Raw genomic sequence first — 17,166 nt, 5'->3', positions numbered from 1 at the left:
TAAAATGCCTTTAAATCAACGTCTAAGTTTTTCCCTTATTGACTTATCGATTTTATAATAAAAAAACATTTTAAGATTTTTTCTGCGTCTTTGTAAACTCAAATAAATTCTTTATCTCTCATTTTCAGTTATTTAGATTTTAACTCTTTAGGAGTAAAAAAATCTTCTAAAAATTTGTTGAATAAAAAGAATTTGTATTAAGAAAAGGCTTGCATATGTTAAATGACGAAAGATACACAAAAGTAACTTTTTAAGTGTCTTTAGTGCTAACATAACTCTCTTATTCCAATTAATGCTTTTATTAGACGGTCTATCATTTATGACAATAAGTTTATGTCTATTTGTAAAAATAAAGAATCGATTGAGATTATCCAATCATTGCTTTTTTATCTATTTAATAAGCTTATTATTATACGGTTGCGAAACCAAATATCATCTTCCTGATAATCCAAAACCTATTCCCGATTGTCCTCCTTGTCATGAAGTCAGATTAGCCCTTGTTTTAGGTGGAGGTGGGGCGCGAGGAATGGCTCATGTTGGCGTTTTAGAAGAGTTTGAACAAGCAGGCATTCCTATTGATTTAATTGTTGGTTGTAGTGCGGGAAGTATTGTTGGAGCACTTTATGCAGATTGCCCAAAAGCTAGTTATCTCAAAAAAATTTTGCGTCCTTTGAAAAAATGGGATATTTTAGATGTGAGTTTTTGGCAATGCCGTTATGGATTTGTTCAGGGAAGATCTTTGAGGCAATTTTTAAAGAAAAACCTTCGTGCCAAATATTTTGAAGAATTGTATATTCCTCTCTGCTGCGCTGCCACTGATTTAATCGAGGGAGAAGTGATTTGTTTAAATTCAGGCCCTCTTATTCCTGCTGTTCATGCATCTGCTGCTGTTCCCTTTGTATTTTCTCCTGTTTATCTACACGATCGATTATTGGTCGATGGTGGAGTCGCAGATCCTGTACCAGTCTGTATGGCAAAAAAGAATCTGGCGCAAGTTGTCGTTGCGGTAGATTTAAGTGAATTACTTCCCAAAACATGCCCGACAAACTTGTTTGGAATAGCTGCTCGTTCGGCTGAGATCAAATTTTTATTGCAAAGTGAAAGTTGTGTAAAAGATGCCGACGTAGTGATCCGCCCTGAACTTGGTGAGGTTGGTTTATTTGATGATCACAAAAATGAACTTGTATACGAAGGTGGAAGAAAAGCCGCTAGAGAAGCAATTCCTCAAATTATCGAACTTTTATCCCAAAAAGGTTTATGGAAAAGCGAAGAAGGGCCTTGTTTGAATCATTCTTTAAATAATTGTTTAACCATCGAGGTAGAAAATACCGATGTCTTGACTCCTGAATAAAATTTGACATCCAAATAATTTAATAGTCATTTTAGATGATTTCAAGTTTATAGTTTAATAGCTTTTGTTTACTAGAAAGGTGGCATGATGTATATTACTTTATTTAAACCAGGAAAAATAATTAAATTTAAAACGAAATTACTATGTATGCATCTTTGATTTAAAATATAAATTTTAAAGTTCAAAGTTATATCATATAACGACATAGGTATTGTGTATGGATATATCAAGCTCATCCTCTTCACAAATCCTTGAAAGTCTACAACAACTTGTAAACGGATGTCAGCACGTTGAAGAATTAAATAAACTTGATGAAAAGATACAAAGTTTCTTTAAAAGAAAAAAGGAAGAGATGGATGGGCAAGCACGTATTGAGAAAAAAAGAAAAGATCTAGATTCAGTGCAGAAACTGGATACAAGTCTAAAAAGGAAAAGAACCGAAGACTCTTTAGAATGTGCTTCCACAATGCGTACTGAGGTTACAGCTGATACTGTAAGCTGTGCAGCAGCTACAACTGCTGCTGTAGCGCCCGTTATTGGCGTAACAGATGGCTTTATAATTAACTGGAAATTAAAATATTATGATAATCTTTTAAGTCAAATCAAAAAACATGGAGAAGAGGGATTTGATAATTTGTTGGAGGATGCTCTAATAGCAAAGCTTCCTGAAGATTTTTTTCCTTCTCTTAATCAGTTGATGATGGCAATAAATCAATTAGAACCTAGTTGCTCTTCACATGATAATTATCACAGTTTTGGCGTCGCTCTTAGAGCACTTTTAACAAAAATATCTCAATTATCAAATTCCGGTGAAATTGAAAACGATTCGATCCAACGTGTTAGAGAATCCCTGCATTTGATTTGTGGAAATTGGTTTACAAAGGTCAACATTTTAAAAAATCTGAAAGATCTTGTTATTGATTTAGGTGATAGAGGTGGCAAATGGAACACAAAAATTGATAAAATACTTCAATCACACTTATTATTATCGACGAAAATAAAAGTGTCTCAAGCTGCTTTGTATTCTGCATTAGGACCAATTTTCAATAGACTTATAGATCTTTTTTATCCTTTCAGCTTAGCTAACAGTCCATGGAGATGGGGTAGACAAATATTCACGAAAAGTGGGCAGCAAAAAGAGTTTATTCGCATACGTACTTGTGCACCAATTGCGAAAGGAAAATTGTCGCTGGAATACTTAGCATTTCTTAGTGACTGTAGGGCAAAAAAACAGCAAGTAGTGCAATTCGTTCATTTGGACCCAATAGAAAAAATAGGCTCTAATGAACCGCTTTGGATAAAAAAAATTTATGAAGCCCAAGAAGAATATGGTGATGTTCTCTCTATCGTGGTTTTACCAGTTGATAATATGAACGATATTTTCTCTCCAGCTCCTATGTCTATTCATCTATTTATATACCGGTTATTGGCAAAAATGCTTGATCCAAAATTTTTTGTTTTCCCTCAAAAATTAGGAAACTGCGAGAATTTACTGACAAACTTAATTGAATATATTTTAACAACTTATTTCCAAAATTTTTCTAAAATTAATCAGGAAGAACAACATGCCTTTTTTGGTCTTTTTTATGCACATCTTCAAGAAAAAATGGTATTCGCGCTTGAAGATCCGTCTATTGAAAGAGAAAGTACTATTGTGATCAATCATTGTGCTGACGGACATTGTGCTGAAGGAATTGATCGAACAGGGGTCATGATGGGTTGTATACTTGCTGCTGACTATTATCGCCTTGGAAAATACACAAACTTAGAATTTCATAGCAAATTTTTAGGAATTGTTAACGGACCTGCAGTCGTCATTACAAAAAGGCCTATTCTAAAAGAGCATATGGACATAATAATGTCTGTTTTAAATCATTTGGAAAAAATAAAAAATACTAAATTTAACTCTTTTCCAGGTGAATGGCAGCTAAGTGAATTTATATTAGATGAATATTCAGAACAAACACATCTTTCAGAAATACAATGAGAAAAACTTCAACCTTATCCTTGCTAAGTTTTAAATTTATATATTCCTTCCTTTTAACTCTTTTCTTCCTCTTGACATTTCCAAAAAAACGTAGTAAAAAAAACATAAAAAATCATTAGAGGAGTGCTCTTCATATGAAACAACTATCAATATTTACCAAATTGTGTTTACTTGCCACAGGAGCTGCCTTAATAGGCTCTTCTTTTACGAACCCAAATTTAATAGAGGCGGCAACTCAGGAACAGAATCGAACTGAAGATATCAAACGTTTGCCCGGAAAGGAGACCGTCGTTGATTTTAGAGGCGTCGCAAAGAAAGCGATTCCTGCCGTCGTCTCTATTAAGGTTAAAGGACAAAAAAAAGGACCTTTGTTTGGGGATGAAAATTCTTTAGAAGATTATTTTGGAGAAAATGGGGATTTTTGGAACTTTTTTGGATTGCCAAAGAGAGATTCTCGTCAACAATTGTTATCGGGTCAAGCAACGGGTGTGATTGTGAGTCCAGAAGGGTATATTTTAACAAATAGCCATGTCGTTCATGACATGACAACAATTGCTGTGCAGCTTCATGATGGAAGAGAACTTGCAGCGAAACTGTTAGGAGAAGATCCTAGTAGTGATTTAGCGCTCATTAAAATTGACGCAAAAGATCTTCCATATTTGACACTTGGTAATTCAGACGATTTAGAAGTTGGACAATGGGTTGCCGCAGTTGGAAATCCTTTTGGCTTGCAAGCGACCTTAACTGTTGGTGTCGTGAGTGCAAAAAGTCGCAATAATTTAGATATTGCTCGCTATGAAGACTTTATTCAAACGGATGCTTCTATCAATCGAGGAAATTCAGGCGGTCCTTTGCTCACATTAAATGGAGAAATTGTAGGGATTAATACAGCAATTGCGACTAATGCATCAGCAGGTTACATCGGAATTGGTTTTGCAATCCCAAGTAATATGGCTAAACATGTGATGGATGAAATTTTATCTCAAGGAAAAGTCTCTAGAGGATTTTTGGGCGTTTCTTTACAGTCAATTGATTATAATCTGGCTCAATCTTTTGGTTTAGATAAAGTAGAAGGAGCATTAGTCACAAATATTGTTAAAAATTCTCCTGCTGAAAAAGCTGGAATTCAGGTAGAGGATATTATTTTAAAACTAAATGGTCGTTCGATTGAGAGCGCGGCTAGTTTACGTAACGCGATTTATCGGATGAAACCTGGTACAAAAGTGAATTTGACAATTTTGAGAAAAGAAAAACAGATTGACCTTTCTCTTACTATTGGTGATTTTACTGAAGAAACTGTCGCAGCAGCATCTTCTCACAAAAGTCAGCTCGGAATTGAAGTCGCAAATATCCCTTCCGAAATGAAATCAGATGAACAAGGGGTGATGATTACAAAGGTGTATCCAGGCTCAGTTGCTAACTTTGCTGGGTTAAAAAAAGGAGCCATTATTCTTGGCATTAATCATCAAAAAATCGAAAATGTAGAGCAATTTAATAACGCTTTAAAAAATAGTTCTGCAGATAAGCCAATTCTTTTGCAAGTAAAACAAGGAAATGCTTATCTATTCGTTTCGCTTCGCTCTGAATAGTTCATCTAAGTGCTGATCATGAAAATCAAAAACTTTTTATGATCAGCGTTTAAGTCCCATTTTTTGCTTTTGCCTTATTATTCGCCTAGCTTCTATCGCAATGATAGAATAGAATTTCAGATAAAATCTTTATAAATTATTTATTTTCTATTTAAACGAAAAATTTAAAATAGAACTCATCATAACCAAATAGGAGTTCTAGTATGTATTCAGTTGACGGACACCAACCAACAAGTAGCTCACTTTATCCGCCACTATATCGTAATTATCCTTATAACCCAGAATCACAAAATCAATCGTATAGTTATTACTCACCACAGCCTTCTGCACCCCCTATTCCTTCATTGACGAATACGATGCATACTGCGACTACTCAGTTATTTTCCAAAATTCGCAAAGTAGCCAATTCTGTTCTTTCTACAACAACAGAGCAAACGCAACAAACTGCATTCTGCCCCTCTCCTATATCGCCTGCCCCTGTTTTTATCGATTTTTCTCGCCATGAGTATAGTCTCAACCGTACTGAACATCACCACCATTCTGCTGAGAAAACAGCTGAAGAAAAGGAAAATAACAAACAGGTATTGGCCGTTGTTTTGGGTCTAGTTGTAGGAGGTATTTCTACTTATTTATTTGGGAAAATGATGGGTGAAAATGAAGCAGCTGAGGCAAGCCATACTGAATTGAATCAATTAGAGGCGCAGTGGAATACTAATAAAAATGTTTACATTTATCAATACCAAGGAACTGACTATGTAAACGCTGTGGATAAAATTATTAGTAAGACACATGTGATTTTGGATCACCAAAAAACTAATCGCTTGCATAAACAAGTGCTTATTATTACATTTTTAGCTGCAGGAGCTCTGGGGATCGCTGGTGGTCTTGTTGCTTCAAATGCATTGATGGGAGCTGGCCTTGTGGCAGGGATAGGAGCTAGTTTTTTTAGCCTGTACAAGCTCGGTTATCACTACTCTAGTAAGTTAGAAGCAAACATGGGGCGTGAAATTGAAGAAGATCTCAATTCTCTTAGTAAATACCAATTTGTAGTAGATCAAGCCGCCTAATTTTTTTGGTTAGATTTATAAAGACAAACTCTTAGAGCATTTTTCTAAGCGTTTGTCTTTGGGATGTTGCGCTAATAATTCAATCGCTCTAGCTATGATCAGGATCCCTTTTTCTAACCGATCCAACCCAAAATGTTCATTCGGAGCATGAATAAGATCTGTTGTGAGTCCCAATCCAATTAAAATAACTTCTCCTCCACAAGCCATTCCAAGTTCAGGAACAATAGGGATTGAGGCTCCTTCAAAAATGAATTCACAAGGCACACCAAAAACTTCCTGAAAAGCCTCTGAAAACGATGCGACCAGTTGCGATTTTGGACTAACTCGAATGGCCCTTCCTTGCCCTTGATGTATAGTAATTCTTACTTGAATCCCTTGGGGAGCGGCTTCGTTAAGATGGTGCTCGATGAGTCTTCCAATTTTTTTTGGATCTTGTTGAGAAACTAATCGGCAAGATATTTTAGCTGAGGCTTTCGCAGGAATCACTGTTTTAAATCCTTTGCCTGTATATCCGCCATTAATCCCATTAATTTCTAAAGTAGGTCTTGCCCAGGCTCTTTCTAAAGCTGTTTTATCTTTTTCTCCTCCACCAGGATAGGCCCCTGTTAGCTTTTGATAGTCAGCTAAATCAAAATAAAAAGAAACCGATGAACGCTCTTCCAAGCTCATCTCTTCAACATCATCATAAAATCCATTAACAGTAATTTTTCCTGAAGCATCTCTTAATGAAGCGAGCATGGCTACAAGCGCATGAATAGGATTGATGGCGATTCCCCCATGGGAGCCAGAATGTAAATCATTATCTGAACCTTGTACTTCGACATCCATTGTGAGAATACCCCGAATGCCTAATGTCACGGCAGGGACTTGAGAGTCCCTAAGTCCTAAATCGACAACGGCTAAATAATCAGCCTTTAAAGCTTCTGCTTTGGTTGGTAATAATCGAGATAATCCTGCACTACCAATTTCCTCTTCTCCCTCAATACAAAGTTTGATGTTAATCGGTAATCGAGAATATTGTTTTAAATAAAATTTTAAGGCTTGAAGAACATAAAAACACTGTCCTTTATTATCTTGGGCTCCTCGAGCATAAACACTTCCGTCTCTTAAGCTTGGTTGAAAAGGATCTGTTTTCCATTCATTTAGGGGATCGGCAGGTTGTACATCGTAGTGATTATAAATGAGAAGGGTGGGTTTGTCGGCACCTGCCTTTAAGTGTGTGGCGTAAATAACTGGGGGGCCATCTTGTTCAGTCGGCCAAAGCTCTACCTCAAAACCTAGTGTTTTTAAATAATCGACAACCCAGTTTGCACAGTTTAATAGAGAGACTTGAAAGTGAGTTTCAGAACTAATACTGGGAAAACTTAAAAAAGTATAATACTCTTTTAGCCATTCTTCTCGATTTTGCTCGATCAAGTATTTAATTTCTGCTAGACAGCTTGGTAAAGAAGGACCCATATTTCCCCTTTTTAAATTTGCCTCACATAGTAGGCTCCGCAATCAATTAAGTAAAATAGAAAAAATAATCTGTAGTTTTCCAAGAGAAGAACCATAAACGCAGATTTATCGCGTCAGTTTATTTCAAATCTTTGGTATGCTCTCTTTTCGATCAAACTAAGGATAAGGCTATGACATTTATCGCTGATTTACATTGCGATCTTCTTTCATATTTAGAGCAAGACGTTAAAAGAACGCCGCATGATCCAGCTGTTCGTTGTTCACTCTCTCAATTGAAAGCAGGGTTTGTCAAATGGCAAACTTTAGCGATTTTCACTGAAACAGATTCTTCGTCTGTCAAAAAAGGACTTTCTCAATTGAAAATTTATCAACAATTATTGAGAGATTTTCCTTTAAACATGCAACCTTACCAACGTTTCGTGTCTACAATCGAGGAAGCAGCTCCACTTTCTGTATTGATTGCTTTTGAAAATGCCTCTGGTTTTTGCGGAGAACAAGAACCCTTAAAAGTAGGGATGGCGCGTTTAAATAATTTCATCGAAACGATTGCGAAACCTTTTTATATCAGTTTGACTTGGAATAGGGAAAACCGCTTTGGAGGAGGAGCACTCACCCAAATTGGCTTGAAAGAAGAGGGGAAATTATTATTAAAAGAACTCGATCAAAAACAAATTGCGATTGATTTGAGCCATACCTCCGATGCCCTTGCGTATGAAATTATCGATTACATCGATCAACAGTCGTTAACCCTTCCTTTAATCGCTAGCCATTCTAATGCACGAACTTTGCAATATGTCCCTCGCAATTTACCTACTGATATTGCCAAAGAGATTTTTAAGAGAAACGGGCTCATTGGATTAAATTTGTATGCTCCCTTTCTCGGAGAGAGAGAAGAATCGATCCTCGAGCATCTTGCATTTTGGCTCGAACTCGGTGGAGAGGATGGTATTTGTTTAGGCACAGATTTTTTCTACGAAGAAGATTTTACTTCAACCTACCAAAACAGAGAGAAAACTTTTTTCTCACAATTTGGAGATGCCTCCACTTACCCAATTCTGCTAGAATTTGTGAAAAAACAACTCAAATTGAGTGATCAACAAATCGACAAATGGGCTTATCAAAATGTTACCCGTTTTCTTGCTTCGCATTTGTCACTTTGAGCGATTAAGGATTTAAAGTAAGTTGCTTCAAGGTTTGTTCAAGCCAATTGTTTTTAGAATAAATTTCAGTGGTTTTTCCATCTATCAATGTAAGTGTGGGCATAGGCAAGAAAAGTTCCTTGCTGAAAGAATGCATGGCTGCTCAGGATGTGAATATAAAGCATTCAGGAATTATAATGGCCGCACAAAATATTTTGTCCTCGGATTAGATGGCTTATAAGTAGTTTTAGAAGCCTTCGCTTTTAGGTGAAGGAGCAGCCATAAATGTTTCGTAGGTGATTTCGTAATCCAATCCGATGAGATCTGATGTTGAAATGGCGGTACCTCCGGCTGCACAAAAGCCTTGCAGTTTCCTTTTCCCTTGTCCACTCAAACCAGTAGGGGTGTAAATTAAATAATCTAAACCATCCCAGCCTGTAATTAAATGTTCCTCTGCGATGAGTCTGAAAGGAATGGCTTGTGCAAGAAGATCTTTAAGCGCTTGCTCTAAACCTTTAAATTGGCTGGGACGTGAAATGAATAGCGGGGGAATGCAAATGCCGATGCTGGCAACATTATTGGGAGGAATCGGAAGCGGGTGAATGCCACTGTAGCCGAGAGAGGTGGCTTGTGATTGCCAACCCCAAGCAAAAAAGGGGAGCGTAAATCCTTTTAGCGCTAGGTTGAATTGTTCAAATCTGGCAGGGTGAAGAAGCTGCATTTGATAAAGGGGATGGTTTGCAAAATGAGTGACATCTAAAAAAAGATAAGCGGGTAAAGTGTCAGGTAAACGAGAAATAAGAAGTGAGATGTATTCCATTGAAACATCACGGCAAAAAAGGCGAATGAGTTGTTGCCCTTGCTCGGTTTGGCAGAAATCCGCTACAGTTAGGTGAGCCAATGAGGAAACGCTCACACCGGTTTCTTCTTTTAGTTGGATTTCATCTTTAAAAAGATGAGCAATCCACTCTTTTAAATTTTCAATTTGATGCGCGTCCCAAGGAAATTTTAAACTAAAGTCAGCAGAACCTTTGTAAAGTGAAATTCCAATGGTTTTATGTTTAAATTCTTTCCAAAGAGAATCTCTAAAGTGCTCAAGCGATAAAGAAAGAGACAGATATTGTGTTTGGTTAATCAGAGCAAAAGGAAGATCATCCATTAAGCCAATATTGATATCCCAGAATAAATAGGCCCCAGCTTCAATGGCTTTTAAGGCTTCTTCGCGAGCTCCTTTCCATTTCAAATCAGCTTTTAATCGCCCGTCTAAGTAAATTGTCTTCGTATTAAAACCAGCTGGAAGAATCATTGATTCTTCAAGGACAACAGGAATAAAGAGCTCATTTTTTAAAGTATAAAAAGGGCGATTCCATTGTAATTCACATGGATCAGGCTGTTCTTCAAAATCATTGTTTGAGACTTGCATGAGAATCTGTTAGGGTTAAATTTTTCGAAAAACGTGGTAATGAATCGATTTTCCTTTTTCTCTCCAAAGCTCTTCAAAGTAAGAAGATCCATAACCTGGATAAGAAGTCGTATAATAAGGAGCTTCAAAGAGTGATATGAAACCGCCGGTTTGATAAATGACATCAATCATGATTTTTGAATATGCAGCATCGTCTGTGACTAGAGTAAAGAGTTTATCACTTTTTAAGATACGATGAATTTCTTTGACAAAAGCTGGTTGAACAATGCGGTGTTTAGCATGTCTTTTTTTGGGCCATGGATCTGGAAAATTAATAAAAACGGCATCCACACTTTCATTAGCAAAAAAATCTCGGGTAACATGAAACCCTTCTCCACAAATTGTTAAGAGATTATCAAGTTCAAATTTCTTAATCTTGGACCAAATTTTACGCGTTCGATCAAATTTTTTTTCAATACCAACCCAGTTATATTGCGACTGTTCAATGGCTTTAGAAGCAATCCATGCACCATTTCCGCTGCAATACTCTAAGTAGATAGGTTTGTCTTGAGCAAATGTTTGGTCATGCGTCCAACCTGGAAAGATAAAAGGGATGTCCGATAAGTGCTGATCCGGAACATACCAAACTCGATCTTGAATAACGATTTGACGATGTTCCCATTTAAATGGTGATTTTAAATCTTTTGGCTTCATATAAACTGATAATTTTGCAATTGAATGAAATAATTATATAGAAAAGGCAATTTCAAACCAACCGAAGGATTGACTATTTATTTTCACAATTTCACATGGGGCCATGTTGCGCAATTGGCTTGAAATAAAATGGATAGTAGGAAAGATAAAAAAAAGCATGGGTTGGTCTGAGTTTGACAAAGCATTGATTCAAAAGAAGAACATAACTATTTGGTTTGAAGAGGCATCTTTGGAAAAAGTGGCTTTCTTTATCGTGTAGTGGTTTGGTAGGTAGACCACAAACATACTCAGATGATGCGATTTTATTGCTTTTGGTTAGAGGGGGAAAGGGGTAAATTAATGCCAAGAAGCCTGAAAAGATTTGTAAAGTCGATATTTTCAGTGATAGGAGTTGATTGGCTAGTTTCTAGTTAGAGTCAGGTTTCTCGTAGGGAGAAGACCCTTCACAAAAGGGTCGATTGTTTAATTAAAAAAGAAGCGAAAGGTGTTATTTTTGATTCAATGGGTTTGAAAGTCTGCGGTAAAAACTACACGTAAGATGTGAGAAAATTGCACATAGGTATAGGAAACTCAGAAAGAAGTGCGCTGTGTCTTAACAAAAAAACAGCTCTAGAGATGCGTAATTAGGAAAAAAGATGCTTAAATGGCTAGGTAAATAAACAAATGGAAATTGTGTGTAAATACTTTGTGCTGAATAAAATGACTAAACAAGAAATGCTTAAGGGTAAATGAGTTGAAAAGACTACTTAAGGTTTCAAAAACAAAAAAGAATATAGAGCTATAACAATATAAGTTCCTGTAAAAGCTATTGTGCAACAAAGTCATTTCTTTTTGATATTCATTAATACTTATATCAAAATCAATGCTAAGTTCTTTTTCAAAATAAGATTTAATTAATTCTTTAACCACATCTTTAATCATACAAAAGCTTTTTTTTGAATTACCTTACCTCATAGTTTCTAATCTAGCGAAATAGAAATCTACTTTGCTCACTAAGAATAGGCATGCGTCTTACTCATCCCTCAGCATTAAAAACTTGGTAATTTTATTAACTTTTTCAAAGCAAATAATATTTCTTTAGCCAACGTCATTGAGAGCATTTGCAACAATACGATTTAAATGGAGTGGAGCTACTGAGGATTTAAAATGCACCCGAAAAGAATTTTTGGAAAGCTATTTGGTTAGGAAGGATATTTCGGCAGAACTTGCAAAGAGAATTTTTTTAAATATTGACAACTATAAAATCGAATAAGAAGTAGGAAGTAAGGAAGTTGACAGATAAAACCTTCTTAGAAAGCGAGCTATCATTGAAACGGCAAATGATCTATTAAAAAATATTTTTCAAATTAAACAGACACGCTGGAGAAACACCAGGAATTTTTAATTAATATGAGTCGAGGTTGCCACTCGTACACGTCATCTTAAAAAAGTCGTTAGTGAGCTTAGCAGAACAACTTTGTCTACTGTGAATGGCTGCATAAAAACTAAAATTCCACGTTAACAAATTTAAGCAAACTTTATAACAAAGTTTAAAGATTTTTTGAATTTAAAATCTAATAATTTTTAATTGATAAAAATATTTTCTATTTATTTAAATATATATTTTATTTCATTACTATTGCCATGATATTTATTTATATATTATAATTTTCAAAAATATATATAGATAATTTAAAAATTATTTAACTAATTTGGAAGGTAATTTTGAATATTCATAATCCAAGAGTTAATCCTAGTAATCTCCTCGTTAACGCAGATACCCATTCTTATTTTCGATCGAACAATTATTTAAAATTTTCTGAACGAATTGGTTTGCTGTGTAAAACAATTTTCCAGAGCTTCCTCAACTTATTCTTTAATTATCTCGAAAAAGAACAGCTTCAGTCTCAATGGAGAGAAATTTTTTGGGGGCAAAAAGAAATTACGATTCCCAAATTTATTGCAAGCCGCCTCGCATCATCTGATATATCGTTAACAAGTTCGAGTCAAACTCTATGTGATGCCCCTCTTTTTTCAACAAGAACGCGCACTCAGGAAACTATGGATGATCTTGAGGATGAAAATAGGCCTTTATTAAGTCCCTTAACTAACCTAGAAGAATTAAATGCTTTAAAAGGCACTTCCCCAAAGGAAATTGAGTCCTCCACACAACCTTCAGGTTTTTTCTCTTCACCTCAGGAACATAGAAGAACGCTCACTCAGGAAACTATTGATAAACTTGAGGATGAAAACAAGCTTTTATTAAATCTTTTAACTAACCTAGAAGCATTAAATGCTTTAGAGGACCCTTTCCCAAAGAAAATTGAATCATCCCCACAACCTTCAGGTTTTTTCTCTTCACCTCAGGAACATAGAAGAACGCTCACTCAGGAAACTATTGATAAACTTGAGGATGAAAACAAGCTTTTATTAAATCTTTTAACTAACCTAGAAGCATTAAATGCTTTAGAGGACCCTTTCCCAAAGAAAATTGAATCATCCCCACAACCTTCAGTTTGTTTCTCTTCACCCCGGAAACTTAGAAGAGCGCGTACTCAGGAAACTATTGATAATCTTGAGGATGAAAACAAGCTTTTATTAAATTCTTTAGCTAACCCAGAAGCATTAAATGCTTTAGAGGACCCTTTCCCAAAGAAAATTGAGTCCTCCCCACAACCTTCAGTTTGTTTCTCTTCACCCCGGGAACTTAGAAGAGCGCGTACTCAGGAAACTATTGATAATCTTGAGGATGAAAACAAACTTTTATTAAATCTTTTAACTAACCTAGAAGCATTAAATGCTTTGGAGGACCCTTCCCCAAAGGAAATTGAGTCCTCCACACAACCCTCAGTTTGTTTCTCTTCACCTCAGGAACTTAGAAGAGCGCGTACTCAGGAAACTATTGATAATCTTGAGGATGAAAACAAGCTTTTATTAAATCCTTTAACTAACCTAGAAGCATTAAATGCTTTAAAAGGCACTTCCCCAAAGGAAATTGAGTCCTCCACACAACCTTCAGTTTGTTTCTCTTCACCTCAGGAACTTAGAAGAACGCTCACTCAGGAAACTATTGATAATCTTGAGGATGAAAACAAACTTTTATTAAATCCTTTAACTAACCCAGAAGCATTAAATGCTTCAGAGGACACTTCCTCAAAGAAAATAAAATCATCCACAACTCCACAATCTTCGGATCTTTTCCCTTCATCCCAGGAACTTAGAAGAGCGCGCGCTCAGGAAACTATTGATAATCTTGAGGATGAAAACAAGCTTTTATTAAATTCTTTAGCTAACCCAGAAGCATTAAATGCTTTAAAGGACCCTTCCCCAAAAGAAATTGAGTCCTCCACACAACCTTTAGGCTTTTTCTCTTCACCTCAGGAACTTAGAAGAACGCTCACTCAGGAAACTATGGATAATCTTGAGGATGAAAACAAACTTTTATTAAATCCTTTAACTAACCCAGAAGAATTAAATGCTTCAGAGGACACTTCCTCAAAGAAAATAAAATCATCCACAACTCCACAATCTTCGGATCTTTTCCCTTCATCCCAGGAATTTAAACTGAGATTTCAGGATGAAACTTCACTAAATATATCGTATTCTCAACTAGCTTTGTTAAGGGAAAAATCGCCCTATTTTAAAAGTCTTTGGTCAGGAAATTTTCGAGAAACCCTTCAAGATCCTCTCACTTTGACGCAAACAGAGTTTACTCATTTGCTCGATTGCCTGAAATATTCTTTTCCTTTTGTTCCTTTGGAAGATATCCTTTCTTTCATTCAACTAGCCGATTATTATCAACTGTCAGAAGTTGAGAAAAAATTAGAAAAACAGCTGATTGAGGCGTATAAATCCCAAAAATTGGAACCGTTTAACTCCAGCGAAGATAGTTTAGTGGAATTAAAAGCACTTTTAAATTTTGCGCAGCAGTATCGATTAAATGTTTTAAAAAGCTATTTGGTGGATTCCTTATTAAACCAGACCTCTCAGTTAACCGAATTTGAAAAAGTTTTAAAGTATTTTTCAAATGAGATAGAAGAACTCAATTTTTCAAAGAACATCTTTTTGACTGATGCCCATCTGTTAGCGTTAAAAAATTGTAAAAATTTAAAAGCACTACATCTCCAAGAATGTCCCAATCTCACCGATGCTGGATTAGCGCATTTGACATCTTTAGTGACTTTACAGCATTTAGATCTGAGCTATTGTAGCAATTTCACGGATGCTGGATTAGCGCATTTGAGACCTTTAGTGGCTTTAACGCATTTGAATCTGAGGTGGTGCAGAAATCTTACTGACGCCGGATTAGCCCATTTGACACCTTTGGTGGCTTTAAAATATTTGGATCTGAGCTATTGTAGCAATTTCACGGATGCTGGACTAACGCATTTGACACCTTTAGTGACTTTACAGCATTTAGATCTGAGCTGTTGTAGCAATTTCACGGATGCTGGATTAGCGCATTTGAGACCTTTAGTGGCTTTAACGCATTTGAATCTGAGGTGGTGCCATAATTTCACAGATGCTGGATTGGCACATTTAACTCCCTTAGTGGCTTTGCAGCATTTAAATCTGAACCTATGCTGGAAACTCACTGATGCTGGATTAGCCCATTTGAGACCTTTAGTGGCTTTGCAGAATTTGGATCTGAGCTATTGTAGCAATTTCACGGATGCTGGATTAGCGCATTTGACACCTTTAGTGGTTTTACAGCATTTAGATCTGAGTTCGTGCAAAAAACTCACGGATGCTGGATTGGCGCATTTGACACCTTTAGTGGCCTTGCAGCATTTAGATCTGAGTTGGTGCAATCATCTTACTGACGCTGGATTGAGGCATTTAACGCCTTTACTGGCTTTGCAAGATTTGTATTTGTACTCTTGCGAAAATTTCACCGAAGTTGGATTGGCGCATTTTAAATCCTCAGTAGCTTCACTTCATTTAAATCTGAAGTGGTGCAAACGTTTTCAATGACGTTGACTAAAAAAATATTATTTGCTTTGGAAAAGTTAATAAAATTATAGAGCTCTCAGTGTCGCAATTCTGTAGACTAATAACCTGAATTTTGGACTTATATAGTAATTTAATTTTTCAATTGCATATGCGTATGCTGCAAAAATGCCTTACTCACATTACGTAAGCGTAGCTTTTTCTCTTAGAAATTTCCACGATTGAAAAGCCATTTGATTAGCCTTAACACATAACTTGTATTTTAGCGCGAAATGACCAAGTGAAGTTTTAAGTCGAAGCATTTTAGCTTGCAATAAGCGATAATAGATGCGAAAATAAGATGTTTTTGTGAGCGTATCACTTTAGTTGATGATTTTTCAAGGCTTGCATTTTGCTTGATCGATTTGAAATATTTTTCTATTCGCCATCTTTTTTTGTAGACTTTATAGTTATCGTCAGCACTGTTGTCTAGATCATTTGCCACAAGATATAGGATGCCTACAGAGCTGTCTTCGCTTTTGAAGATCTTAAGTCCATGAATGAGACAGGAAAGGAATAATCCTTAAGCAAATAATCCTTTTTTCTCTATTCTTGGATGCAAATGTAATGAACATTTTCTTTATTTCATCTATATAAGGCCTTTTCTATTGAATCATCAATAATCAGAATTCCTTCTTTTTCTTCTTCATTCTGACGGATTTTAAGTTTGAGGTATTGCCATTAAACTTTTGAATTGAATTGATGATTGTTTAAAAATCTTGTGCTTTTATCATGACTGATTTGGTTATCTAAAAGTGCTGAAAGCCCTATAGCTATTGCATACTTGATTTTGTCTGATCAAATACTCTGTATAAATATCAAGAAGTTCATCAGACATATTTTCCTCCATTACGAAAAGGAAAATTTAAATCCATCGAATGACTTTTTCGACTAATTTCTGCGTAAGGTGAGTTACTCACTTGATTTAAGAAAAAAAGCCCTAAGATAAATTGAAAATGGTGGAACGTGGTCTAAAACCAGAAAAATTTTCGGAGTGACTATGCGTACATTAGCAAACGGTGCCGTAGATAGAAATAACAGAACCTAACCCTTAAGACAAGGAGTTCAAATCCAAGTAAAATAGATAACGGTAAACTCAAAATATAGTTAATTGAATTTAATAGTGCATCTAGATATAGTTTGAGTTAAAAAATTATGGCATATTCCAAAGATTTAAGACAAAAAGCACTCAACTATTTAGAAACTGGACATTCTGCAGAAGAAGTCAGACAAGTTTTCGGTATAGCGTTAAGAACAGTGTTTAACTGGCTGAAACGCCAAAGAAATGGATGTTTAGAAGATAAACCAAGAAAAAGACACCCAATTAAAATTGATAATGACCAACTAAAGAGCTATATTAAAAAATATCCTGATAGTTATTTGAAAGAGATAGCGAAAGAATTTAATGTAGATCCTTCCTCTATATTCTATGCTTGTAAAAGGCTTAAAATCACTTAAAAAAAAAGGCCTTATTTTACAAAGAAAGAGATG

General features: G+C 35.7%; 11 protein-coding genes and 2 pseudogenes. 9 read left to right on the top strand and 4 right to left on the bottom strand.

The annotated features are described in order from the left end of the window. Window positions 1-361: 361 nt before the first annotated feature. The 4 genes from PC_RS06225 to PC_RS06210 all read left to right on the top strand — a co-directional run bounded on the left by PC_RS06225 (window position 362) and on the right by PC_RS06210 (window position 5,994). Window positions 362-1,351, top strand: coding sequence for a patatin-like phospholipase family protein (locus PC_RS06225; RefSeq protein WP_011175842.1), 990 nt, complete (start codon window positions 362-364; stop codon window positions 1,349-1,351). Window positions 1,352-1,568: 217 nt separating this feature from the next. Beyond that, window positions 1,569-3,338 carry a hypothetical protein gene (locus PC_RS06220; protein ID WP_039359593.1) on the top strand — a complete coding sequence of 590 codons (1,770 nt, stop codon included), beginning with the start codon at window positions 1,569-1,571 and terminating at the stop codon, window positions 3,336-3,338. A 134-nt stretch (window positions 3,339-3,472) separates the two neighbouring features. Continuing rightward, on the top strand, window positions 3,473-4,927 hold the full coding sequence (locus tag PC_RS06215) for a DegQ family serine endoprotease (protein WP_011175840.1): 1,455 nt from the start codon (window positions 3,473-3,475) through the stop codon (window positions 4,925-4,927). Between the two features lie 203 nt (window positions 4,928-5,130). Then, the gene (locus PC_RS06210; RefSeq protein ID WP_011175839.1) at window positions 5,131-5,994 is read left to right on the top strand and encodes a hypothetical protein; all 864 of its coding nucleotides are present in this window, start codon (window positions 5,131-5,133) and stop codon (window positions 5,992-5,994) included. A gap of 15 nt (window positions 5,995-6,009) precedes the next feature. Here the strand turns inward: PC_RS06210 and PC_RS06205 are convergent, their stop codons facing one another. Beyond that, window positions 6,010-7,452 carry a dipeptidase gene (locus tag PC_RS06205; RefSeq protein WP_011175838.1) on the bottom strand — a complete coding sequence of 481 codons (1,443 nt, stop codon included), beginning with the start codon at window positions 7,450-7,452 and terminating at the stop codon, window positions 6,010-6,012. A 170-nt stretch (window positions 7,453-7,622) separates the two neighbouring features. Here PC_RS06205 and PC_RS06200 point away from each other — a divergent pair, with 170 nt between their 5' ends. Next, complete coding sequence (locus PC_RS06200) at window positions 7,623-8,612, top strand: dipeptidase (protein ID WP_011175837.1); 990 nt, start codon at window positions 7,623-7,625, stop codon at window positions 8,610-8,612. A 226-nt stretch (window positions 8,613-8,838) separates the two neighbouring features. On the opposite strand, the gene PC_RS06195 is transcribed toward PC_RS06200, so the two are convergent. Together PC_RS06195 and PC_RS06190 are read right to left on the bottom strand one after the other, a co-directional pair. Continuing rightward, the gene (locus tag PC_RS06195; protein ID WP_044045070.1) at window positions 8,839-10,014 is read right to left on the bottom strand and encodes a hypothetical protein; all 1,176 of its coding nucleotides are present in this window, start codon (window positions 10,012-10,014) and stop codon (window positions 8,839-8,841) included. Window positions 10,015-10,029: 15 nt separating this feature from the next. Further along, entirely contained in the window at window positions 10,030-10,707 is a 678-nt protein-coding gene (locus tag PC_RS06190; protein WP_011175834.1) for a tRNA (guanine(46)-N(7))-methyltransferase TrmB, read from the bottom strand. 103 nt (window positions 10,708-10,810) lie between these two features. Between PC_RS06190 and PC_RS11310 the strand changes: the two genes are divergently transcribed. The 3 genes and pseudogenes from PC_RS11310 to PC_RS11745 all read left to right on the top strand — a co-directional run bounded on the left by PC_RS11310 (window position 10,811) and on the right by PC_RS11745 (window position 15,660). Next, window positions 10,811-10,966 (top strand): hypothetical protein, encoded by a 156-nt coding sequence (locus PC_RS11310; RefSeq protein ID WP_181679076.1) that lies wholly within the window; start codon window positions 10,811-10,813, stop codon window positions 10,964-10,966. A 1,026-nt stretch (window positions 10,967-11,992) separates the two neighbouring features. Beyond that, window positions 11,993-12,088 (top strand): annotated as a pseudogene (locus PC_RS10560) (transposase); the annotation flags it as partial. A gap of 323 nt (window positions 12,089-12,411) precedes the next feature. Then, window positions 12,412-15,660, top strand: a complete 3,249-nt coding sequence (locus tag PC_RS11745) for a BTB/POZ domain-containing protein (RefSeq protein WP_011175831.1) — start codon at window positions 12,412-12,414, stop codon at window positions 15,658-15,660. Between the two features lie 158 nt (window positions 15,661-15,818). On the opposite strand, the pseudogene PC_RS11980 reads toward PC_RS11745, so the two are convergent. After that, window positions 15,819-16,513: pseudogene (locus tag PC_RS11980) on the bottom strand (transposase). A 317-nt stretch (window positions 16,514-16,830) separates the two neighbouring features. Between PC_RS11980 and PC_RS11290 the strand changes: the two are divergent. Then, window positions 16,831-17,133, top strand: coding sequence for an IS630 transposase-related protein (locus PC_RS11290; protein WP_011175829.1), 303 nt, complete (start codon window positions 16,831-16,833; stop codon window positions 17,131-17,133). Window positions 17,134-17,166 lie beyond the last annotated feature (33 nt).

Origin of the sequence: Candidatus Protochlamydia amoebophila UWE25 (genome assembly GCF_000011565.2) — a bacterium.
Taxonomy (GTDB): domain Bacteria; phylum Chlamydiota; class Chlamydiia; order Chlamydiales; family Parachlamydiaceae; genus Protochlamydia; species Protochlamydia amoebophila.
The sequence above is the reverse complement of the archived record's forward strand: the minus strand, read 5'-3'. Positions and strand labels throughout refer to the sequence as shown.